This is a genomic window from Arthrobacter sp. 135MFCol5.1, assembly GCF_000374865.1.
Lineage (GTDB): Bacteria > Actinomycetota > Actinomycetes > Actinomycetales > Micrococcaceae > Arthrobacter.
In genome coordinates, this window is the sequence record NZ_KB895452.1 from 294,431 (window position 1) to 316,920 (window position 22,490).

The window sequence follows — 22,490 nt, forward strand, 5'->3', positions numbered from 1 at the left end:
CCGTCACCGGCAACAGGAGGTCACCATGAGCGTCCCGATCTACCAGCAGGCCTTGGGCGCAGAGTTTTCCCGCCTGCAGCCCGAATTGCAGGAGTACTTCTCACTCGCCCCTGGATCAGGGCAGTACGGCGTGGGTGAAGGAACGTTCGACGTCGTGGGCTGCCGCCAGCGGTGGCTGCGCCCATTACTGCGGCTCACCAGCGGCGAAGAAGCATTTTTCCCGGAGTACGGCGAAAACGTCCCGTTCCGGATCGAGAACCATGCGCATCAGGATCCGTTTGGCCGATCCAGCCTGACCGCACGCCGGGAAATCCGTTTCCCCGGGCGCACCCGGCTTTTCCAGGACACCACCAGCGCCACCACGCGCGGCGGCGGCACGCAGCTGGTGGATTACGTCGGCCGGTACCGGCGCCTCGTCACGGACCTGAACCTGGGCGTCACCCCGGAAGGAAGGCTGCGCGGCGTATCCGAAGTTTCGCGGCTTTTCCTCGGACCGCTCCGGTTGCCCCTCCCTCGGGCACTGGATGCGAAAGCCTACGCGGAACAGTGGTGGGACCCCTCCGAAGGCCCGCACGGGCGGCACCGTATCCAGGTGAAAGTGATCCAGCCCCAGATTGGCCTGGTCCTGGTGTACGCGGGGGCCTTCGACTACCGGCTCCGCCCCTACTCCGGCGGCAGCTCCGCCCAGAGCTACCTCCCCCGTTACGCCCAGCCGGACCGCTGGGAGAACAGGGTTTGAGTCTTATCCCAGCACCCGCTGGTTGAGCCCGTCCGCCACCTGGGTCAGCCTGCCGAGGACCGCCGTGGCCTGTGCAGGAGTGAGTCCCGCCAGTCCTGCGGAGGGCGTCACCCGCACCGCGCTGAGCAGTTGGGCGGGCAGGCCCAGCTGCCGCCAAGGACGCCATAGCGATTCCACGCCCTCGGCCACCTGCGGGAGTGTCCCCCCGGAGACTTCCAATGCACCGGCCCAGAAATGCTTGCCTGCCTCGACTGCCCCGGCGAGCTGTTCCCATTGCCGGTTGGTCAGGGCCTTCAACGGCAACGCAACGCCGTCGGCCCCCGCGGACAGGGCCAGCTCGATCGGCGCTTCGATGTCCGGGAGGGACACGACCACCTCGGCGGCTCCGGCTGCGCGGAGGGCGTCCAGGACCAGGCGCCAGGCCTCCCGCGCTTCGGAGACGGCGATCGCCCGCAGGGTCCGATACCCGCTGGCCGTGGGTATGGTGCCTGCCAGCACTGCTGTGATGGCCGGCTCGTCCACCTGGACCACCAGGCGGGTCCCTGGTACTGCTGCGGCAACCCGGCCAAGGTAGCCGCCCACCCCGGCGGCCAGGGAGGCTGCGAGGTCCCGGCGGGCGCCGTGGTCCAGCAAGGCGCGTTCACCGTTGTGCAGGTACAGGCCGGCAGCGAGGGTGAGCGGCCCCACCAGCTGGACCTTCAGTTCCCGGGCTGAGACGTCCTCGGCGCCGGCGACGTCCGCGAGGACATTCAGGTCGGTGGACAGGGCCGAAGCTGCCCGCCGCATGTCCTTGCCGGGGCGGTCAACAAGCCGCCACCCGTGGGGCTGGACATCAACGGCCAGTTCCTCAAGGAACGATGCGGTGCGGCCCAAGGCATCGGATCCAACGCCACGTTCCGGCAGTTCGGCAAGGAAAGGTAAATGCGGGCTGCCAAGTTCACCGCGGATGATCCGGGCGGCTTCGAGCGGATCCTCACCGGGCCACGGGCCCAGGCCAGTGGCCGTCACTTCCTGCGCAGCAATAACGGCCGGCTGCTGGCCGGGTCCGGGTTGGTGCTGTTCCCGGCTCACGCCAGTGCTGAGCTGTGGGGGTTGGCTTCGGCGGACGCCTGATGGTCCTCGGCGATGGCCTCATGGTGGCGGATAACCTCGCCGATGATGAAGTTCAGGAACTTTTCCGCGAACGCGGGATCGAGGTGGGCGTCCTCGGCGAGTCGCCGCAGCCGTGCGATCTGGGCAGCTTCGCGCCCGGGGTCGCCGGCGGGCAACCGGTGTGCGGCCTTCAGGAAGCCCACCTTTTGCGTGGCCTTGAAACGCTCGGCGAGCAGGTACACCAGTGTGGCGTCGATATTGTCGATGCTGGAACGGATGGACAGCAGTTCAGCCATCACCGAATTATCCACGTGGCCTGCCAGTGAACTGGCGGATGGATCAAAATCGTCTGGGCCCGGGTTGTGCTGCGTCATGTTTCCAGTCTATGGGAGCCGATGAAATCGACGCGGGTATGAAGCGCCGGTGCCGGCTGACGGCCGGCACCGGCGCCACTGGCTCCTGCCTGCGGGAGCCACAGCCAGGCTCAGATGCCCAGGAGTGCCCGGTGTTCCTCCCGGCGTTTAGCCTGTTCGGCCGGGTCCGGCACTGGCAGCGAGGCGATCAGGCGGCGTGTGTAGTCATGGCGCGGGTTGCCCATGACCTGGCTGCCGATCCCCTGCTCCACCAGCTTGCCCTTGTACAGCACGCCCACCCAGGAGGACAGGATGTCCACAACGGCAAGGTCGTGGCTGATGAACAGGCAGCCGAAGCCAAACTCCTCCTGGATGTCCTTGAACAGTTCCAGGACCTTCGCCTGGACCGAAACGTCCAGGGCCGACGTCGGCTCATCCGCAATCAGCAGCCGCGGATTCAGGCTAAGTGCCCGCGCCAGCGATGCCCGCTGCCGCTGGCCCCCGGAGAGCTCGTGCGGGTACCTTCCCGCATACGACGCCGGCAGCTGCACCGATTCCAACAGCTCGCCGACGCGCTTGCGCGCCTGGGCCTCGCTTGGCCGGGTATGGATCAGCATGGGCTCCGCGATGCAATCACCGATGGTGAGCTGCGGGTTGAACGAGGCGGCCGGATCCTGGAAGACGAAGCCGATGTCCTTGCGGAGTGGTTTGAACGTGCGTTCGCGCAAGTTCAGCATTTCGTAGCCCAGGACCTTCAGGCTGCCTCCGGTGGTCCGGTTCAGCCCGGCGATGGCCCGTCCGATGGTCGTCTTGCCGGATCCAGATTCCCCCACGAGGCCGAACACCTCGCCCCTGGACAAGGTGAAGCTGACGCCGTCCACTGCCTTGAAGGCGGGTGTCCCCAGTCGTCCCGGGTATTCGATCACCAGGTTGTCGGCGGACACCAGCACTTCCCCGTCCTGGTGCGGACGTTCGGTGAGGCCGGCCGACGCCGAGTTGCGGCCCAGGTGCGGCACGGCAGCGAGGAGCTTGCGGGTGTAGTCCTGGCGGGGTTCAGCGAACAACGTCTTCGAGGTGGCCTCCTCGACGATGTCGCCCCGGTACATCACCACTACCCGGTCGGCGAGGTCGGCCACCACTCCCATGTTGTGGGTGATCAGGACGATCGAGGTGCCGTACTTGTCCCTCAGGTCCCGGAGGAGTTCGAGGATTTCCGCCTGTACCGTGACATCCAGGGCCGTGGTGGGTTCGTCGGCGACAATGAGGCCGGGATTCAGGGCCAGGGCTGCCGCGATCACCACACGCTGTTTCTGGCCGCCGGAGAATTGGTGCGGGTAGTAGTTGACGCGGTGCTCGGGGTCCGGGATTCCCACTTTGCGCAGGGCTTCGATGGCCCGTTCCTTGGCTTCCTTCGCTGATACGCGCCCGCTGCCGTCTGCCCCGGCATGGGCCCGGATCCCTTCGGCGATCTGCCATCCCACCGTGAATACCGGGTTGAGGGCGGTGGAGGGTTCCTGGAACACCATGGCCACGTCGCGTCCACGGATCTGGCGGAGCCGGCCGGGACTCAGGCTGATGACATTGGTGCCGTTGATCAGCACGGCGCCGGAACTCATCGCTGTTTCAGGCAGCAGCCCCAGGATGGTTTTGGCGGTGACAGTCTTGCCGGAGCCGGATTCGCCCACGATGGCCAGCACTTCTCCGGCCCTGACTTCAAGGTTGACGTCCTTGACGGCATGGACGTCGCCGCCGTCGGTGGCGAAGGTGACCTGCAAGTGGTCGATCTCCAGCACCGTTTTACGGTCCTGTTCCGTGTGGTCCGAAACGGACCCAAGGTTTTCGCTCACGGGTTGCTCAATTCTGTTTCGGTGCCGGGTCCAGCTGATGCGGCAGGTGCTTTGCGGCTGATCCGCTTCCGCCCGCGCAGGCGCGGATCGTTGAGGTCGTTGATGCTTTCGCCCACGAGCGTCAGCCCCAGCACGGTCCAGACGATGGCCAGGCCGGGGAACAGCCCCGTCCACCAAATGCCGGACGTGGTGTCGGCGAGCGCCTTGTTCAGGTCGAAGCCCCATTCCGCGGCTGAGCTCGGTTCGATGCCAAAGCCCAGGAAGCCCAACCCTGCGAGGGTCAGGATTGATTCGGAGGCGTTGAGGGTGAAGATCAGCGGCAGGGTGCGGGTGGCATTGCGGTAGATGTGCCGGGTCATGATCCGGATGTTCGAGGCGCCCACCACCTTGGCCGATTCGACGAAAGGCTCTGCCTTGAGCCTGATCGTTTCGGCCCGGATCACCCTGAAGTACTGCGGGATGAACACGACCGTGATGGAGATGGCGGCAGCCAGGATTCCGCCCAGCAGGCTGGACTGGCCCCCGCTGATGACAATGGCCATGACGATCGCCACCAGCAGGGACGGAAAGGCGTAGATCGCATCGGCGACGACCACCAGGATGCGGTCCAGCCAGCCGCCGATGTAGCCGCTCACCAGGCCGAGGATGACGCCGGCGAAGATGGAGAGGATGACGGCGACGATGATGACCAGCAGGGCTGTCTGGGTGCCCCAGATCACCCGTGACAGGACGTCATAACCGCCAACGGTGGTGCCCAGGAGGTGCTTGCCGCCGGGGGCCTGCTGGGTGGGGAAGTTGCCGTCGGCATCCGAAAGCTGCGCGAAGCCGTAGGGCGCCAGCAGCGGAGCTGCCAAGGCTGTGAGCAGGAAGATGCCTGTGAGGACGAGCCCCACGACCAGCATGAAGCGTTGCAGCCCGACGCTCTTATTGAAGTGGGAAACAACCGGCAGCCGCCGGAAGAAGGATGCCCGCGGGTTGGCCACGGGTTCCAGGGTGGTCTCGGCAGTCATGTCAGTACCTCACGCGGGGGTCGATCAGCGCGGCGATGATGTCCACGATGAAGTTGGTGACGGCGACGATGACGGCCAGCAGCACCACGATGCCCTGGACGGCGACGAAGTCGCGCGCCGTGAGGTAGTTGGCCAGCTGGAATCCGAGGCCTTTCCACTCAAAGGTTGTTTCGGTGAGCACGGCCCCGCCGAGCAGCACTGCGATCTGCAGGCCCATGACCGTGATGATGGGGATCAGCGCCGGCTTGTAGGCGTGTTTGGTGACCAGCCGGTATTCGCTGACGCCACGTGAGCGGCCCGCCTCAATGTAGTCCTTGCCGAGCGTGCCGATGACATTGGTCCGAACCAGGCGCAGGAAGACCCCGGCCGTCAGGAGGCCAAGGGCCAGAGCCGGAAGGACGGCGTGGGACATCACGTCGCTGAGGGCAGCCATGTTTCCGCTGCGCAGGGCATCCAGCCAGTAGATGCCGGTGGGGGCTTCCAGGGCTGTGAGGGACAGTTCGGTCCTCGTCCCGGCGCGGCCGGCGACCGGCAGCCAGCCCAGCCACACGGAGAACACCAACTTGAGCAGCATGCCGGCGAAGAACACCGGGGTTGCGTAGAACAGGATGGCCAGGATCCGGAGCACGGCGTCCGGCAGGTGATCACGACGGTGCGCGGCAATCATCCCGAGCGGTATGCCCACCACCAGCGCGACGATGATGGCGTTGATGGCGAGCTCCAGGGTGGCGGAGCCATAAGTGGTCAGCATCTCGGTGACCTTGCGGTTGTCCGAGAGGGTGGTGCCGAAGTTGCCCGTGACCAGCTGCCCCAGGTATTCGAAGTACTGCAGAAGCAGTGGCCGGTCGTAGCCGGCGGTGTGGATGCGTTCTTGCAGCTGTTCCGGCGGGAGCCGGCCGCCCATGGCGGCGGTAATGGGGTCGCCGGTGATCCGCATGAGGAAGAACACCAACGTGACGAGGATGAGGATGGTAGGGAAGATCAGCAGGAAGCGGACCAGGATGTACTGGGCGAGCCCTCCCCCTGCCGCTTTTTTCTTGGTCGGAAGGAGCGCGTCCGCATCACTTGGCGGCGCGTCAATCAAAGATGTCATCGGTACCTGGATTCGTGGTGACCGGGAGCCAGCATTCCCCTCGTTGCTGACTGATGACCGGCAAAAGGCGGGACACCATTGCGGCGTCCCGCCTCCGGCCCGTCAGAGCCCGATGGGGGTTGACTGCTTACTTGGACAGCACGCCAAGGCGTGTCTTGAACGAGGGGTCGAGGGTCTTCTCGACACCCTTGACGTCAGCTCCCGCCACCAGGAGCTGCGAGCCCTGCAGGAGCGGCAGGGTGGAGAGGTCCTTCGCCACTGCCGTCTGGGCATCGCCGATCAGCTTCTGGCGTTCGGTCTTGTCCGGAGTGACCAGCTGCTTCTGGATCAGGTCCGTGACGGTCGGGTTCTCGTAGTGGTTCTTGAGGAAGTTGCCCGGGATGAAGAAGGGCGTGAGGTAGTTGTCCGCATCCGAGTAGTCCGGGAACCAGCCGAGCTGGTATACGGGGTACGCGTCAGAGGTGCGTGCCTTGGAGTACGTCACCCATTCGGTGGACTGCAGGTCCACGGTGAAGAGGCCGGACTTCTCCAACTGTTCCTTGACCATGGCGTATTCATCGCCCGAAGACTTGCCGTAGTGGTCCGGGTTGTACTGCAGCTTCACGGTCACCGGACCGGTGATCCCTGCGTCGCTGAGGACCTTCTTGGCTTTGTCCAGGCTCGGCTTGCCGCTGCCGTCCCCGTACAGGTCCTTCATGGGCTGGATTGCGCCGGGCAGCCCATCCGCCACCACGGAGTAGGCGGGAACGTAGGTTCCCTTGTACACCTGGTCCGAGATGGCTTGCCGGTCAACAATGTCCGCCATGGCCTGGCGCACGGCCAGTGCCTTGGCAGGGTTGGCTTCAGGCGTCTTGGCGCCGAACGGCATGGTGTCGAAGTTGAAGACGATGTAGCGCAGCTCGCCACCCGGGCCCTTGTAGACCTTGACCTTGGAGTCCTTGCCGAGGTCGGCAGCGTCCGTGGCGGTGAGGCTTCGGCCGGCAACGTCGATGTTGCCGCCCTGGACGTCTAGCTTCAGGTTGTTGGAGTCGGCGTAGTACTTGATCACGGCGCTGTCGTTGGCCGGCTTGCCGAGCAGTCCGTTGTAGTCGGGGTTGCTCTTGAGGCTGACGAGTTCGTTCTTCTTGTAGGAATCGATGGTGTACTGGCCGGCGAACGGCTTGGCCGCCACGATGTCTTCGTCGCTCATCACCTTATCGGCGGGGAAAACTTCCTCATCCACGATCGGACCGGTGTTGGTGCCAAGGACGCTCGGGAAGACTTGGTCGTTGGCGGCGTTCAGGGTGAACACAACGGTGGTGTCGTCCTTGACGTCGACGGACTTGAGGTTGGACAGCAGCGACGCCGGGCCGTTGGGATCATTGATCTTGAGGACGCGGTCGTAGGAGAACTTCACGTCCGAGGCCGTCAGCGCGTGGCCGTTGGCGAACTTCAGGTTGGGCTTGAGCTTCACGGTGAACTCGGTGGGTGACGTGAAGGACGCGGACTCCGCGATGTCCGGGCTGACCTCGGCCGAACCGGGCTTCGAGTTCATCAGGAAGGGGTAGACCTGGTTCATCACCAGGAATGAGCCTGCGTCGTAGGAACCGGCGGGATCGAGGGTTACGACCTTGTCCGTGGTTCCAAAGGTAATGGCACCGCCGCCGGCACTGCCGGTGGACGTTCCCCCGCCGCCAGAGGGCCCCGTGCATGCTGTCAGGGCCAGGGCGGAGATGCCTGCCAGCGCGATGGCGCGGTGCAGGGCCGTTGTGCTCTTGATCATCTGTGAACTTCTTTCCGATGAGTACGCGCACGCCCGCGGTCACAGGTTGATAGCCCCAGACGCCGGCGTGCAGTGCTGATCCCTTGATTCAATCAGAGAGTCAGCCCTCGGGACGGCCATTTCTGTGAGTTGAAACACAATATTTTCTCAATAGTTACCCGGCAGTGCGATGCGGAATCGTGCAGGCGGCCGGCCCTGGGCACAGCAAAGGACCGCCACGGTGGAACCGCGGCGGTCCAGGGAACGGCAGGGTTACAGCGCGGCCCGCTGGAGGGACCGTGCGGCGTCGATGGTGGCCTGGCCCAGCACGCGGCTGCCCTGGTACAGCACCACGGTTTGGCCCGGGGCCACACCGCGCAACGGAGCCTCCAGCCGGACCATCAGCTGGCTGCCGGCAGCGCCGTCCCGGGCCGGCTCCACCCAGGCTGTGGCGGGTACGGGATCCCCGTGCGCACGGACCTGGGCGTGGCAGTTGAATTCCGCCCCCGAGTCCACCTCGGAAATGGGAAGGCCCGCCCAGGAGACCTTGATGCCGCGGATCTCGTCGATGGCCAGCAGGGCTTCGGGACCCACGACCACTTTGTTCTCCTTGGGCCGGATTTCCAGGACGAAGCGGGGCTTGCCGTCGGCGGCGGGGGTACCCAGTTTGAGTCCGCGCCGCTGGCCCACCGTGAAGGCGTTGGCTCCCGGGTGCTCCCCCACCTTGGCGCCGGACTCGTCCACGATGTCGCCTGTGGTCATCTCGATTTTCTCGGCGAGCCAGCCGGCGGTGTCGCCGTCCGGAATGAAGCAGATGTCGTGACTGTCCGGCTTGTTGGCGACGGAGAGGCCCCGCCGCTCCGCTTCGGCACGGACCTCGGCCTTGGACGGGGTGTCGGCCAGGGGGAACATCGAGTGCTTGAGCTGTTCGTGGGTCAGGACCCCAAGGACGTAGCTCTGGTCCTTCGCCCAGTCGGCTGCGCGGTGGAGTTCCCGGTTGCCGTCGGCGTCCTCGATCACTTTGGCGTAGTGGCCGGTACAGACGGCGTCGAAGCCCAGGGCAATGGCTTTCTCCAGCAGGGCGGCGAACTTGATCCGTTCGTTGCACCGCATGCACGGGTTGGGGGTGCGGCCGGCGGCGTATTCGTCGATAAAGTCCTGGACGACGTCTTCCTTGAAGCGCTCGGAGAAATCCCAGACGTAGTAGGGAATGCCGAGGACGTCGCAGGCACGCCAAGCGTCCCGGGAGTCTTCGATGGTGCAACAGCCCCGGCTGCCGGTGCGGAGGGTTCCGGGCATGCGGGACAGGGCAAGGTGGACGCCGACGACGTCGTGCCCGGCCTCGACCGCGCGGGCGGCGGCAACGGCGGAATCAACTCCGCCGCTCATGGCTGCTAGTACTCGCATGCTGGCTTTCTGGTGGGGGATGCTTGCTCACCGGGGCCCGGGCGGCAAGGCCGGGCGGGCGAAACGATCTTCGCCTATCCATTCTACGGACCCGCGCAAATCGCCCCTGGCCGCCGGGACCTGACCCGGCAAACCCGCCCAGGGCACCAGCGCCCTGCGGAATCAGCTGCCGTGCAGTGCCTGCCGTGCCACGGTACCTGCGGTTTGGATGGTGGACTCGTGGCCGGCCATTCCGGCTTGGCGTGCACGTGCATAAGCCTCGGGCAGTGCCGCAAGCAGGGCATCGACGTCGGCCTCGGTGGAGGTGTGTCCCAGGCTGAACCGCTGGGCTCCCCGCGCGGTGTCCTCGTCCAGGCCCATGGCCAGCAGCACGTGGGAGGGCCGCGGGACGCCCGCGGTGCAGGCAGAGCCGGTGGACGATTCGATGCCCGCCAAGTCCAGGAGGAACAGCAGCGAATCCCCTTCGCAGCCAGGGAAAGTGAAATGCGCGTTGCCGGGCAGCCGGCCGTCACCGGGCGCACCACGGAGTACGGCTTCGGGAACCCGTTCGCGGATGCCGTCCACGAGGCGGTCACGCAGGGCAGCGATCCGCGCCGCCTCGGCGGGCAACGCAGCTGCAACGGATTCCGCAGCGGCGGCGAAGGCCGCGATGGACGCAGTGTCCAGCGTCCCGGAGCGGACGTCGCGTTCCTGGCCGCCGCCGTGCTGCACCGGCGTCAATGTGACCGAGCGGCCCAGCAGGAGCGCACCCACTCCGACAGGGCCGCCGATCTTGTGGCCGGAAACTGACATTGCGTCGAGGCCGGATTCCTTGAAATCCACGGACAGGGAACCGAATGCCTGGACGGCGTCGGAGTGGACGGGCACGCCGGCCGCGTGGGCCAGCTCCACGATGCGGCGGACGGGCTGGATGGTGCCTACTTCGTTGTTGGCCCACATCACGGTCACCAGGGCGACACTGCCGGGGTCGCGTGCCAGCTCCGCCTCCAAGGTAACCAGATCCACCACACCCTCGCGGTCCACGGGCAGCCAGGTAACAGCCGCGCCCTCGTGGCGCTCAAGCCATTCGACGGTGTCCAGCACCGCGTGATGCTCGACGGCGGAGCAGAGGATGCGGCGCCGCCTGGGGTCTTGTGCCACGCGGGACCAGTACAAGCCCTTCACGGCGAGGTTGTCCGATTCGGTGCCGCCGGAGGTGAAGATCACTTCTGACGGGTGTGCCCCGACGGCCGCGGCAATGGTCTCGCGCGCGTCTTCCACGGCGCGGCGGGCCCGGCGGCCGGAACCGTGCAGCGATGACGGGTTTCCGGTACGTGCCAGCTCACGCGTCAGTGCGGTAAGGGCCGCACCGTTGAGCGGCGTGGTGGCGGCGTGGTCGAGGTAGGCGGGCACCGTCCAATTCTAGCGCCCGCTGCCGCGGCAGCCCCGGGCACCAACCTCGGCCGCCCCGATGGCGGCAGCCGTCAGTTCACCGGCCAGGTCATAATTGCGGTCCGCCCCCGCTTCGGCTCAGGCCGACGGCGGCACCAGGGGCATGTAGCGCGCCACATCCTTGCGGGCGGCGGCGAGCGACCCCGGATCCGGGCAGGAAACGGAGATGTAGGCCGACGAGCCCGCAGTGCCGAAGACCCTGGCAAGAACCGCAGTCGGCTTTCCGCCGTGCGCGGCAGGTTCCAGCACGAGGACCTCGACGCTCTTGCCGGGCTCTTCGACGCTGCCGCCCCACTGCAACGTTTCCGTCGTCAAATACGAGGGCTGGATGGTGGCGTCCAGGTACTGGAACAGGGCCACGGTGGACTCCCGGTCGTCCCCACGGACCAGCGGGCCCTGCCCCGTGCTGACCCGGGCCGCGACCACGCAACCGTCAGCCTTGGCGTATTGGCTTGCACCGGATACGTCCTTCGTGACCGGCTTCCACCCCGGTGCACGCTGCAGCTCGTCAGAGATGCCCACCGGAACGCCCGGCGCCAGGGTGCCCCCGGCCGCAAAGGGCAGGTCCCGGGCTGCCACTGCCGCGGCGTCGTGGCCGGGGGTGATCGTTGGGGTGGACAGGGCCGGCGTGCTTGGCGGCGTTTCCGGGGCAGCAGGGTCGCGGACACCCACGCTGCAGCCGGCCAGCAGCGCTGCCCCGAGCGCTGCCATTGCCAGCGGCACCCCCAGGCGCCATCCCCGGCCCGCCGGCACGGCCGTCGTCGGAAAACCCATTTCCACCCCGCATCCCCTGCAGCCGGTGTTCGGCTGTGCATCCACGAGTCTAAACTCCGGCCGCGGGGAACCCCGGCACCCCGGGCGCTCGTTGACAACGCAGGCCGACCATCCGGGCTGGCTAGACTGGGCGGGCACTTCGCTTTCCCCGTGGCGCTTGAAGAACAGGACGATTGCTTGACCGAGAGCAGCAGCTCCCACTACCAGGTCCTCCGTGTGGCCGTCACAGCCACTGAAAAAGAGATCAAAGTGGCGTACCGGCGCGCAGCCAGGTCTGCCCACCCGGACCACGGGGGTGATGCCGCAACGTTCCGCCGGGTCACCGCTGCGTACGAGACGCTGATCGATCCGCAGCGCCGCAAGGCCTACGACCGGTCCTACGGGGCGGGCGCCGCGCCGGCCGACGCCGGCACCCACTTCGATGCCCCCGCGGCAGGCAGCCGGGCGTCCGCCACAGTCCGCAGACCGGGCGGCGGGCGGAACACGGCCGGGGACCCTCCGGTTTACGTTCCGCCTTACGATGGGAGCGGCGAGATCCCGCTGATTCCGTTGGAGCAGGCCGGCCAGCAGGTCCACGGGATGCCCCGGAAGAGGGGAATCTTCGGCGCCGAGGCCCGGATCCAGCGTGAAATGCGCACGGTGCAGCTCCTCTCCCGCCAGGTGCTGACGGCCATCCCCGCGGCCCGGCTCATCAACGGCCTGCAGTCGCCGGCGGACAACAGCCACATCGACCACGCCGTCCTGTCCGGCTACCGCCTCGCCTTGGTCAACTCGATGCTCCTGCCCAAGGGCGCCTATGCCTGGGACGGCCGCACCCTCAATCACGGGGGACGTGCCGTGGCGCCCCCGCAGCTTGCCCGGGTGGTGTGGGCGATGCAGGACATCTTTCCGGAACTGAACGTCACGGGGTGGACCGTGGTGTTCAGCCCGGATGGCAACCTCCATGAGCCGGTGATCGACCATCACCGCCGCCCGGCAGGGCCCATGGAAACGGTCCAAATCGTCAACGCGGCCGGCCTGGTGCGCGGCCTGAAGGAGTTCCTTGCCGCAGGACCGGCACCCAACACCGTGAACGTGCCGGTCCTGGCCCGGCTGCTGCGCGGCATGCACTGACGGCGGTTGGCTAGGATGGGGACGTGTTCCGCATCCTCTTCCATGCCCCAGAAATACCCGGAAATACCGGCAATGCCATCCGCCTTGCCGCCATCACCGGCGCCGAACTGCACCTCGTGGAACCCCTGGGCTTCGACTTCTCCGATGCCAAACTGCGCCGTGCAGGCCTGGACTACCACGACCTCGCGGTGGTGACAGTCCACCGGAGCATCGAAGACGCCTGGGAACAGCTCAAGCCGGAGCGGGTCTACGCCTTCACCTCGGACGGTACAACCAGTTACACCGACATCCCGTACCAGCCAGGGGACGTCCTGATGTTCGGCCGCGAATCCGTGGGCCTGCCTGCGGAGCTGAAGACCGACCCCCACGTGACCGCAACAGTGCGCCTGCCCATGCTCCCGGCGCTCCGCTCCCTCAACCTCGCCAACGCCGCCTCCATTGCCGTCTACGAAGCGTGGCGCCAGCAGGGCTTCGCCGGGGCCAAGCTCTAGCACCCCGCCCGGCGGGGACAACCGGGACTGAACTCTTTTTTCGGCGATCCCATCCGGCTGCCGCACGGCTCCGAATGCCTTTTGAAACACATTCAAGCGGAGCAAGGAGCGGCAGGTGACATTACTCGAGGCGCATTCCAGGCGCGAACACCGCAACAGCCGCGGCACTGCCCGGGAATCTCCCGCCGGAGACTTATGCTTGGAAGTGATGGAAACTCCCAACGCGCCGAATCCCGAAGGCTCCGCCGCGGTGACCGATCCCCCAGCCGACATCAGCCAGCGGCTGTCGACGCTGCTTGCCGCTGTCGCCCGCGGGGACCAGGCCGCGTTTGCCGAGTTCTACCAACTCACGTCCCGCCGGGTTTTTGGCATGGCACGCCGGGTCCTGATCGACCCCGAACTCAGTGAAGACACAACGCAGGAAGTCTTCCTGCAGGTCTGGCAGAACGCGGCCAAGTTCGATCCGCAGGTCGGGAGCCCGCTGTCGTGGCTCATGACCATCTCCCACCGGCGGGCGGTGGACAAGGTCCGGTCCTCGCAATCCTCCACGGACCGTGAAGCGAAATACGGCGCCAGCACCCAGGACATCGACCACGACAGCGTCTCCGACGAAGTCGGAAGCCGGCTTGAGGCCGAGGCGGTGGTCCGCTGCCTGGAGACGCTGACCGAAACACAACAGGAATCCGTGCGCCTGGCCTACTACGGCGGCCTGACCTATCGGGAAGTCGCCGAACGGCTGAATGCCGCTGTTCCCACCATCAAGTCCCGCATCCGCGATGGACTGATCCGATTGAAGACCTGTCTGGGGGTGAGTTGAATTGAACGAAATGGACAACAGCCGCAACGACCGTTCGCGTGCCTTTGGCGACACCGTCGCCATGGACCTTGCCGCAGGCCGTGCCATCGACCTCGCCGAACTCTACGCCCTTGACGCGGTCACGGAGCACGAACGCGACGCGATTGACCACTACATGTCCACCGCACCGGAAACGGAGCGCCTCGTCTTCCTGGAGCGTGTCCGCCAGTCCCGGGAGACGCTGGCCCGCACCTTCCGCGCGGAGGAGGAGCCGCCGTCGGACCTGTTCGAACGGATTGTGGCCCAGCTTCCCGCGGGCAGCGGCCGTACCAGTGCTGACGCCGCGCCCCCGGCCGTAGGCGCGGTAAAACCGCCAGAACCAACCGACGAACTCGCCGAGGCCCGCAAGCGCAGGGCGGAGCGCCGTCCGTCCGGCACCAGGCGCTGGCTGGTGGGCGTGGCAGCCGCGGCAGCGATTGCGCTGGGCGGCGTGGGAGTGGGCGCCTACCTGGCCGACCAGAATGATCCCGTCAACCAGGTCGTGCGTGCCGGGGACCTGCGCGAGGCGTCCGTCAACGTTCAAGGCGGCGGCAAGGCGACGGTGCTGATCTCCGCGTCCGAGGATGCCGCCGTGGTGAAAATGAGCGGCGTGCCCGCTCCACCGGCGGGCAAGGTCTACCAGATGTGGCTCATTCCCAAGGACGGCTCCGCCCCGGTGTCGCAGGGCCTGATGGACGAACAGGCACTCTCCAAGCCTGCCGTGGTCCAAGGCATCCATTCGGCTGCTTCGCTGGGCATCACCGTTGAGCCGTCCGGCGGTTCGAAAGCGCCCACGCTGCCGACGGTTGCGGCGGCACCGCTCGGCGCCTGACCCGGCACCGGCGACCAACGCCAAAAGCCCCCCGTTCCCATGATCGGAACGGGGGGCTTCTTGCGTCCTAGAAGCCGGCGATGGTGTCCGGCCCGTTGACCGCCACCACGTGGAAGGCCTCGGCACTGCGCCCGCGCGGCATTCCTGCCCGCGCGGCGTTGGTGCGCATGCCCTGGCGCACGGTGGCTTCCATGGCCTCCACGTCGGGGTGCTGGCTGACGTGGACATGGATGGCGGCGAGTTTCGCGTCAACCTGGTCGGTGACATCGACGAAGTGGTTTTCCCGTTCACCCGGTCCCGCATAAAGCCAGAGCCACGGCAGCTTGTAGGCTTCCAGCCCGGCCTCCGCCAGCTCGGGATAGGCGAAGGGGTTCTCCAGTGCCGGGTACACGGCCCGGGTCACCGCCTCCCCCACTGCCAGGTGGTCCGGGTGGCTCTTCTGGATCCGCTGCCAGTTCCGTTCAGGGTGCATGGCGAGCACGACGTCGGGGCGGACTTCGCGGATCAGCCGCACCACGCCTTTCATCACCTCGTGGGAGGCCTCAAGGTAGCCGTCACGCTGATGGAGGTAGTGGATGTCAGTGACGCCCACCAGCTCCGCTGCCCGGCGCTGTTCGGCGTCCCGCATGGCGATGATGTCCGCGCGGTGGGCAGGATCGAAGCCGCCGGCATCGCCGTCGGTCATGATGCAGTAGCTCACCTCCACCCCCGCAGCCGTCCACGCGGCGATGGTGCCCGCTGCGCCGAAGTCGATGTCGTCGGGGTGGGCCGCAAAACAGAGCACCCGCCCAACCCGGTGTAATTCCGGGTTGAACGGGCTCCCTGCCTGCTCGCTGGAAGCAGTCAACGGATCAGCCTTTGCGCTTCTTGATCTCGGCTGCGGCCTGGGGCAGGACATCGAAGACGTCCCCGATGATGCCGAAGTCGGCGATCTCGAAGACCGGCGATTCGGCATCCTTGTTCACGGCGACGATGACCTTGGACGTCTGCATGCCGGCTTTTTGCTGGATGGCACCGGAGATGCCTGCCGAGATATACAGCTGCGGGGAAACGGTCTTGCCGGTCTGCCCCACCTGTGCGTCGTGGCTGATCCATCCGGCGTCGGTGGCTGCGCGGGAAGCTCCTACGGCGGCACCGAGGGCATCGGCCAGCTCCTCGACGGGACCGAAGTCGCCGTCCATGCCGCGGCCGCCGGCAACGACGATCCGGGCGTCGGTGAGGTCCGGGCGGCCGCTGGCCACCTTCTGCTCGCGGGCAGTGATGCGGGCAGCGTTGGCGACGGCGGGCACCTCCACGGTTGCCGTTTCGGGCGTGGTGGGTGCGGGCGCGGGTTCCGGAACCACGTTGTTGGCCTTGAGCGTGAGCACGGAAACGGCCGTCGTGGCCTTGCAGGAGGTGTTGTACGAGCCGGCCAGGACCGACTTGTGCGCGGTACCGTCCGGGTCCACGGCGACGACGTCGGTGATGACGCCGGCGTTGAGCCGGATGCCCAGCCGCGCCGCGATCTCTTTGCCTTCCGGAGAGTTGTCCAGCAGCACGATCCCGGCTCCGGCTGCCTCTGCCGCTGCGGCCAGGTAGGCTGCCTTGGGCGCTACGAGGAAGTCACCCAGTTCCTCGGCCGACGGGTGCAGGACGGTGCCCACACCGTATTCCGCCAAGGTGGCGGCGACGTCGTCGGAAAGGTCTCCGTTGACCGCGACGGCGCTCTCCCCCAGGGAACGAGCCAGGGTCAGCAGCTCCAGGCTGCTCTTCTTGAGCGAAGCTCCGGGGCTGTCGATGAATACCAGTACTTTTGCCATGTCGTTGTCCCCTTAGAGCAGCTTCTGGGCGGCCAGGAAGTCAACCAGCTTGATGCCGGCGTCGCCCTCGTCGGTGATGATGGTACCGGCAGTCCTCGGCGGCCGCTGTTCGGCGCTGGTGACGGTGGTCCACGACCCTGCAAAGCCAACCTGGGCAGGGTCCACGCCGATGTCTGCGAGGGAGAGCGTGGTGATGCTCTTGCGCTTGGCCGCGATGATGCCCTTGAAGTTGGGGTACCGGGGTTCGTTGATCTGGTCCGTGACGGACACGACCGCGGGCAGTGCTGCTTCCACGGTCTCCGATGACGTGTCGGCGTCGCGCCGGGCAGTGAGCCGGCCGCCGTCGACCTCCAGCGAGGATGCGAAGGTCACCTGCGGCAGCCCGAGCCGCTCCGCCAGCTGGGCCGGGACCAGCGAGGTCTCACCATCGGTGGACGCCATCCCGGTCAGGACCAGGTCCACGCCGCCCAGGTGCCGGACCGCCGCCGCGAGTGCCAGCGAGGTGGCAGCCGCGTCCGAGCCGGCGAGCGCGTCGTCCGTGAGGTGGACGCCTTCGGTGGCGCCCATCTGCAGCGATTTCTTTACGGCGTTGACGGCCCCGGCAGGGCCCATGCTCAGGGCAATGACCTGGTTGCCGGCTTTGCTTCCGCCTCGGGCCTCGGCAAGCTGCAGGGCAGCTTCCAGGGCGTATTCGTCGAGCTCGGACAGGATGCTCTCGTCGCGGTCCGCGGTGTTGCCCTCGCCACCCAGGTGTCGGTCGAACTGGGCGTCCGGTACATGTTTGACCAGGACTACGATCTTCAATGTCTCTTCCACTGTGTTTACAGCAGCCTTCCATGCTTGTGGACAGCCAGCCGGGTGGGTCATGGCCGCGGAATGCCCGGCAGGCGGGTAGCTCCTAGCTAACCATATCGGCGCGTCCGGGCGCCCTCTTCCGTTAACGCCTGTGTCAGGTTTTCCGTTGCGCCGGACATGCCGACGGCGGCGCCCCCTGGGTGGGGACGCCGCCGTCGTGATGGCTTGGGCGTGTCAGCTGGCTGCCGCGCCGAGCGTGACGTCGAACGTCTGCTCCTTGCCGCCGCGCTGGACCGTGATCTTGACCGTGGAACCTGCCGGCTGCTCGCGGACCGCCGCGGTCAGCTGGTTCGGTTCACCGATGCTGAGGTCGTTGAACTTGGTGATGACGTCGCCGACCTTGATCCCGGCCTTCCCTGCCGGCGAACTGGCGTCAACCGTGGCTACGTCGGCGCCTACCGAGAATTCCGAGGACGCACCGGAGGTACTCTTCGCCTTGACGCTGACACCGAGCTGGCCATGGGAGGCCTTGCCGTTGTCGATGATCTCCTGCGCCACGCGCTTGGCGTTGTTGATCGGGATGCTGAACCCGACGCCGATGTTGCCGCTCTGGGACGTCGAGGTGCCGGAGCCTGCGGACGCGATGGCCACGTTCACGCCGATGATCTCACCCTTGCTGTTGACGAGGGCGCCGCCGGAGTTGCCGGGATTGATCGCTGCATCGGTCTGGATGACGTTGATGGCGATGGATCCCTGGCTCGAGCTTTGCTGGCTTTGTCCGCCGCCCGGAGGCGCAAACTGGAAGCCCTGGTCACCGCCCTGGCTGTTGTCACCGCCCTGCGGGGCTGCCGACGATGCCACGCTGATGGTCCGGTTCAGCGTGGACACGATGCCATCCGTCACCGTCCCGGTCAGCCCAAGCGGTGAACCGATGGCGATTGCGGTGTCACCCACGTTGAGTTTGGAGGAATCCCCCAGGGTTGCAGGAGTGAGGCTTGAGGTGTCGTCCACCTTGATCACCGCGAGGTCGGACAAGGGGTCCGTGCCTACGAGCTTCGCGGGAAGGACCTTGCCGTCGCTGGTGCGGATTTCAAGGGTGGCGTTGGCCGTCTGGCCGTCCAGCGTGACCACGTGGGTGTTGGTGAGAATGTGTCCCTGGTCGTCAAGGACGATGCCCGAACCGGTGCCACCGGAGCTGCCGCTGGTGGCACTGATGGTAACCACACTGGGGGAAGCCTTCACGGCGGCGGCTGTAATGGCGTTGACGTCATCCTTGTTATTCACGATGACCGTTCCCGGCTGGTTGCTGCCACCCACCGCCGAGGTGCTGGAGCCGGCGTTTCCAAACAGTTCACCTGCGCCCACCGTTGCCACGCCGCCGCCCACAAGCCCAGCGGCGAGGATGCTGGCGATGAGGGTGCCGATGCCGAAGGTCGCCTTCCGGCGCGGAGCATCCTTGGGATTGGGCGCCAGGCCGACACTTCCGTGCTGCATACCGGGCCCCGCGCCTTGGCCTGGCTGGCCGTTCTGCTGCTGGCCGTAGTATCCGGACTGGCCGTAGAAAGGCTGGCGCTGCGGGTAAACGGGCCTGGGAGCGCCGGGGAGCTCCTGTGTGTGGTCCTGGCCTGCTGCCTGCGGCTGGTCCAGCCGTTCCGTGGGGTTGTGCTGCTGGTCAGCGGCACCGTACTGTCCCTGCTCGTGGCCGGCATTGCCCCCGCCCCCGGACTGAGTGTCCGCCGGGCCGGCTCCGGGCTGCTGCGGGTCCTGCTGCTGCCAGGGGTTCCGGCTGCCCGCGCTGCCCTCCGGGACCGGTCCTGGCGTGTGATTCTCAGTCATGGGACTTCCTTTCATCCTTGTCTGCCATTAACTATGACCCGTCCCGCTGGAACAAGCTCGGATGTTTGCTGAAAGCTTCCTGAACGTCGTGGTGTTCCCATAGAACCCCGCAATGTGTTTCGCTGGCGGCATATTCGGCCGCATGGACTGGCTGTGGGGTGCACCATAGAATCAAGATGAATTGCCACAGCGACCTGCGGCTTCACACCAAGCGTGGGGGCGCTGCTGGATTCGACGACTGATTCGTCCCGAGTCGGTGTCAGGCGTGCTGAAGGGTTGCACATGCGGTCAAAGTTCAAACGTTTCCTCGCCGTGATCGGCCTTGCCGGGCTGCTCACGATTCCCGCCGGCGCGGCCTGGGCCGAAGACCCGGTGACCATTCCCTCCGGAACGAACATTGTTGATAATGCCAACGTCCTGGGCAGCCGGAAGGGCGAAGTCCAGGACGCCATCCAGAAGCTCCTGAAAGACCACAAGTACAACCTGTACGTGGTCACGGTGAAGACCTTCACCAACCCGACCGATCCGGCCCAGTGGACCCAGAAAGTAGCTGAGCTGAGGACCATGGGCAGGGCTGACGCCGTCCTGGCAATTGCTGTTGATGACGGCAAGTTCAACTTCGTCACGAATTCGAGCAGCCCCATCCGGTCCAAGCAGGCCAACATCAGCCAAAACGCAGTCACCGCCAACCTGGCCGGGGGCAAGAAGGACTATGCGCAGGCTGCCATCGACACCGCCTCAGCAATCGGCGACGCCGCCACTGGCGGCAGCGGCAGTGTGTCCTCCGGCGACGGTGCGGGCGCCGCGGTCCTGGTTGGAGCCGGCGTCGTCGTGGCAGGCGGCGGCGCCTACCTGTACTACCGGAACCGCCGGAAGAAGGCCGCAGCCCAGGCCTCCACGGGCAGCTACGGCCCCCAAGGTGCCGAGCTGGACCCATTGGCTTCGTTGAGCGTGGACGAACTCCGCCGCAAGAGTGGCTCCCTCCTGATCGAAGCTGATGACGCCATCAAGTCCAGCGAACAGGAACTCGGCTTCGCCCAGGCGCAGTATGGCGACTCCGCCGTGGGGAACTTCACCAAAGCGCTGGAGGAAGCCAAAGCCCACATGGGCGAGTCCTTCAAATTGCAGCAGCAGCTGGATGACCACATTCCGGACACCGAAGAACAGCAACGCACCTGGCTGGGCGAGATTATCCGCCGGTCCGAGGCCGCCCTGGCCTCCCTGCAGGAGCAGAAAGCGGACTTCGACTCACTGCGTGAACTGGAAAAGAACGCGCCCCAGGCCCTCGCGGCCGTCAATGCCGGAGCCCGGGAAGCGGACGCCAAGATTTCCACGGCCGAGCAGTCGCTTGCCGAAATGCGGTCCAAGTACGCGGACAGCGCGCTGACACAGGTTTCTGACAACATCGTCCAGGCCAAGGAGCGGCTGGCCTTCGTGCAGAACGCCTCGGCAACCGCGCAGCAGAAACTGGACGGGGGCGAGCAAAGCCTCGCCGCCGTGGCAGTCCGCGCAGCCGAGGAGAGCCTGCACCAAACCAACGTCCTGCTGGACGCTATCTCCAAGCTGTCCGCGAGCCTCGATGAAGCCCGGAACAGCGTCGAAACGGCGGTGGTGGACACGGCGCAGGACCTGGCGCAGGCAAAGGCCATGATCCAGTCCGGAACCCACGCCGAACTGGCGGGCCCCGTGGCTGCGGTGGAAGCGGCCCTTGCCCAGGTAAAGAGCGAAATCCAGGGCGGGAAGATCGATCCTGTCGCCACCCTGCAACGTGTCGAAAGCGCGCACCAGACCCTGGACCAGGCCTTGACCGGCATCCGGGACCAGCAGGAGCAGGCGCGGCGCGCCCAGGCATCCCTGCAGCAAACCATCATGTCCGCGCAAGCCCAAATCAGCGCAACCTCCGACTACATCACAGCGCGGCGCGGCGGCGTTGGCACCGAGGCGCGGACCCGACTGGCCGAATCCCAGCGCAACCTCGACTACGCCCTCTCCATCGCACGGACAGATCCGGTCACGGCCCTGACCTATGCACAGCAGGCCCACGCCCTGGCGGCGCAGGCAGCACAACTGGCCCAGGCAGACGTTGACCACTTTGACGGCTACGCCAACCAGGGTTTCGGCCGTGGCGGCATGTTCGGCGGCGGCGGTGGCGGCGGCCTGGGCGGTGCCATCCTTGGTGGCATCCTGATCAACTCCATCCTGAACGGCGGCCACGGCGGCTGGGGCGGCGGTGGCGGCTGGGGCGGGGACTCCGGCGGAGGTGGCGGCTGGGGCGGAGACTCCGGCGGCTTCGGCGGCGGAGACTTCGGCGGCGGCGACTCCGGCAGTTTCTAGACCCTCCGCCGGCCCAGACCGGAGCAATCCGGCCGGCGGACAACAGCAGTACACCACTGTGCACCGGTTCCAGTGGGTCAACACAGAGCAGGACGAAAGGCAAACACCATGGTTAAGCAGTCCATTTTCGGCCGGATCGCACAGCTGGCAAAGGCGAATATCAACTCTTTGCTGGACAACGCCGAAGATCCGCAGAAGATGCTGGACCAGATGGTCCGCGACTACACGAACAACATCGCAGAGGCCGAATCCGCCGTGGCCCAGACCATCGGCAACCTCCGGATGCTCGAGGACGACTACAACGAGGACATCAAGAACGCCCAGGACTGGGGCAACAAAGCCCTCGCCGCCTCCCGCAAGGCTGACGAATTCCGCGCCGCCGGCGATGTGGCCGACGCCGAGAAATTCGACAACCTGGCCAAGGTTGCCCTGCAGCGCCAGATGGCGGCCGAGAGTGAAGCCAAGGGCGCTGAGCCGAGCATCGCCTCCCAGCGCGAAATCGTGGACAAGCTCAAGGTGGGCTTGGACCAGATGAAGAACAAGCTCAACCAGCTGACCAGCAAGCGCAACGAACTCGTCGCCAGGTCCAAGACCGCCGCTGCCCAGTCGCAGGTGCATGACGCCATTAAGAGCATCGACATCATGGACCCCACCAGCGAAGTCGGCCGCTTCGAAGAGAAGATCCGCCGCGAGGAGGCCAAGGTCCGCGGACAGGAGGAACTTGCCGCGTCCAGCCTCGATGCACAGTTCAACCAGCTGGAAGACCTGGGAGAGCAGACGGAGATCGAAGCCAGGCTGGCAGCGCTGAAGGCCGGGGGCAAGCCTGCCCTCGGCGCTGGGAGCCAGGCGTCAACGTCCGGATCCACGGTGGACGAAGCCGACTTCGACAAGCTCTGACCTGCGGGATATCCGCTGCATGGAACAAGACAATGGCCGGGACCGGTGTCCCGGCCATTGTCTTGCCTCCA

Annotated in this window: 20 protein-coding genes; 7 read left to right on the forward strand and 13 right to left on the reverse strand. The window is 66.4% G+C overall.

Annotated elements, in window-relative coordinates; genetic code table 11:
* Positions 1-25: 25 nt before the first annotated feature.
* Entirely contained in the window at positions 26-739 is a 714-nt protein-coding gene (locus tag C563_RS0101315; RefSeq protein WP_018760236.1) for a DUF4166 domain-containing protein, read from the forward strand.
* Positions 740-742: 3 nt separating this feature from the next.
* Here C563_RS0101315 and C563_RS0101320 read toward each other — a convergent pair whose 3' ends face one another.
* The 9 genes from C563_RS0101320 to C563_RS0101360 all read right to left on the reverse strand — a co-directional run bounded on the left by C563_RS0101320 (position 743) and on the right by C563_RS0101360 (position 11,487).
* Positions 743-1,762, reverse strand: coding sequence for a hypothetical protein (locus C563_RS0101320; RefSeq protein WP_043423675.1), 1,020 nt, complete (start codon positions 1,760-1,762; stop codon positions 743-745).
* A 44-nt stretch (positions 1,763-1,806) separates the two neighbouring features.
* Positions 1,807-2,205, reverse strand: a complete 399-nt coding sequence (locus C563_RS0101325) for a chorismate mutase (protein ID WP_018760238.1) — start codon at positions 2,203-2,205, stop codon at positions 1,807-1,809.
* A 110-nt stretch (positions 2,206-2,315) separates the two neighbouring features.
* The gene (locus tag C563_RS0101330; RefSeq protein WP_018760239.1) at positions 2,316-4,031 is read right to left on the reverse strand and encodes an ABC transporter ATP-binding protein; all 1,716 of its coding nucleotides are present in this window, start codon (positions 4,029-4,031) and stop codon (positions 2,316-2,318) included.
* Complete coding sequence (locus C563_RS0101335; RefSeq protein ID WP_018760240.1) at positions 4,028-5,041, reverse strand: ABC transporter permease; 1,014 nt, start codon at positions 5,039-5,041, stop codon at positions 4,028-4,030. Before C563_RS0101335 ends, C563_RS0101330 begins: the two co-directional genes overlap by 4 nt.
* A 1-nt stretch (position 5,042) precedes the next feature.
* The gene (locus C563_RS0101340; RefSeq protein WP_026264261.1) at positions 5,043-6,134 is read right to left on the reverse strand and encodes an ABC transporter permease; all 1,092 of its coding nucleotides are present in this window, start codon (positions 6,132-6,134) and stop codon (positions 5,043-5,045) included.
* A 127-nt stretch (positions 6,135-6,261) separates the two neighbouring features.
* Positions 6,262-7,896 (reverse strand): ABC transporter substrate-binding protein, encoded by a 1,635-nt coding sequence (locus tag C563_RS0101345; protein ID WP_018760242.1) that lies wholly within the window; start codon positions 7,894-7,896, stop codon positions 6,262-6,264.
* Positions 7,897-8,148: 252 nt separating this feature from the next.
* Positions 8,149-9,282 (reverse strand): tRNA 2-thiouridine(34) synthase MnmA, encoded by a 1,134-nt coding sequence (mnmA, locus tag C563_RS0101350; protein ID WP_051083382.1) that lies wholly within the window; start codon positions 9,280-9,282, stop codon positions 8,149-8,151.
* 162 nt (positions 9,283-9,444) lie between these two features.
* Positions 9,445-10,674, reverse strand: coding sequence for a cysteine desulfurase family protein (locus C563_RS0101355; protein WP_018760244.1), 1,230 nt, complete (start codon positions 10,672-10,674; stop codon positions 9,445-9,447).
* 117 nt (positions 10,675-10,791) lie between these two features.
* A complete protein-coding gene (locus C563_RS0101360) occupies positions 10,792-11,487 on the reverse strand; it encodes a hypothetical protein (protein ID WP_018760245.1) in 696 nt (231 codons plus the stop codon).
* A 177-nt stretch (positions 11,488-11,664) separates the two neighbouring features.
* Here C563_RS0101360 and C563_RS0101365 point away from each other — a divergent pair, with 177 nt between their 5' ends.
* The 4 genes from C563_RS0101365 to C563_RS0101380 all read left to right on the forward strand — a co-directional run bounded on the left by C563_RS0101365 (position 11,665) and on the right by C563_RS0101380 (position 14,758).
* Positions 11,665-12,600, forward strand: a complete 936-nt coding sequence (locus C563_RS0101365; protein ID WP_018760246.1) for a J domain-containing protein — start codon at positions 11,665-11,667, stop codon at positions 12,598-12,600.
* A gap of 23 nt (positions 12,601-12,623) precedes the next feature.
* On the forward strand, positions 12,624-13,091 hold the full coding sequence (locus C563_RS0101370; RefSeq protein WP_018760247.1) for a tRNA (cytidine(34)-2'-O)-methyltransferase: 468 nt from the start codon (positions 12,624-12,626) through the stop codon (positions 13,089-13,091).
* Between the two features lie 208 nt (positions 13,092-13,299).
* The gene (locus C563_RS0101375) at positions 13,300-13,908 is read left to right on the forward strand and encodes a sigma-70 family RNA polymerase sigma factor (protein WP_018760248.1); all 609 of its coding nucleotides are present in this window, start codon (positions 13,300-13,302) and stop codon (positions 13,906-13,908) included.
* A 10-nt stretch (positions 13,909-13,918) separates the two neighbouring features.
* Entirely contained in the window at positions 13,919-14,758 is an 840-nt protein-coding gene (locus C563_RS0101380; RefSeq protein ID WP_018760249.1) for an anti-sigma factor, read from the forward strand.
* Between the two features lie 67 nt (positions 14,759-14,825).
* On the opposite strand, the gene C563_RS0101385 is transcribed toward C563_RS0101380, so the two are convergent.
* The 4 genes from C563_RS0101385 to C563_RS0101400 form a co-directional block, all read right to left on the reverse strand.
* On the reverse strand, positions 14,826-15,605 hold the full coding sequence (locus C563_RS0101385; protein WP_026264262.1) for a PIG-L deacetylase family protein: 780 nt from the start codon (positions 15,603-15,605) through the stop codon (positions 14,826-14,828).
* A 4-nt stretch (positions 15,606-15,609) separates the two neighbouring features.
* Positions 15,610-16,557 (reverse strand): electron transfer flavoprotein subunit alpha/FixB family protein, encoded by a 948-nt coding sequence (locus C563_RS0101390; protein ID WP_018760251.1) that lies wholly within the window; start codon positions 16,555-16,557, stop codon positions 15,610-15,612.
* 12 nt (positions 16,558-16,569) lie between these two features.
* Positions 16,570-17,361, reverse strand: a complete 792-nt coding sequence (locus C563_RS0101395; protein ID WP_018760252.1) for an electron transfer flavoprotein subunit beta/FixA family protein — start codon at positions 17,359-17,361, stop codon at positions 16,570-16,572.
* A gap of 225 nt (positions 17,362-17,586) precedes the next feature.
* Complete coding sequence (locus C563_RS0101400; RefSeq protein WP_018760253.1) at positions 17,587-19,188, reverse strand: S1C family serine protease; 1,602 nt, start codon at positions 19,186-19,188, stop codon at positions 17,587-17,589.
* A 282-nt stretch (positions 19,189-19,470) separates the two neighbouring features.
* Here C563_RS0101400 and C563_RS0101405 point away from each other — a divergent pair, with 282 nt between their 5' ends.
* Both C563_RS0101405 and C563_RS0101410 read left to right on the forward strand, forming a co-directional pair.
* On the forward strand, positions 19,471-21,522 hold the full coding sequence (locus tag C563_RS0101405) for a TPM domain-containing protein (RefSeq protein WP_018760254.1): 2,052 nt from the start codon (positions 19,471-19,473) through the stop codon (positions 21,520-21,522).
* Positions 21,523-21,630: 108 nt separating this feature from the next.
* The gene (locus C563_RS0101410; protein WP_018760255.1) at positions 21,631-22,419 is read left to right on the forward strand and encodes a PspA/IM30 family protein; all 789 of its coding nucleotides are present in this window, start codon (positions 21,631-21,633) and stop codon (positions 22,417-22,419) included.
* The last annotated feature ends 71 nt before the right edge of the window (positions 22,420-22,490 follow it).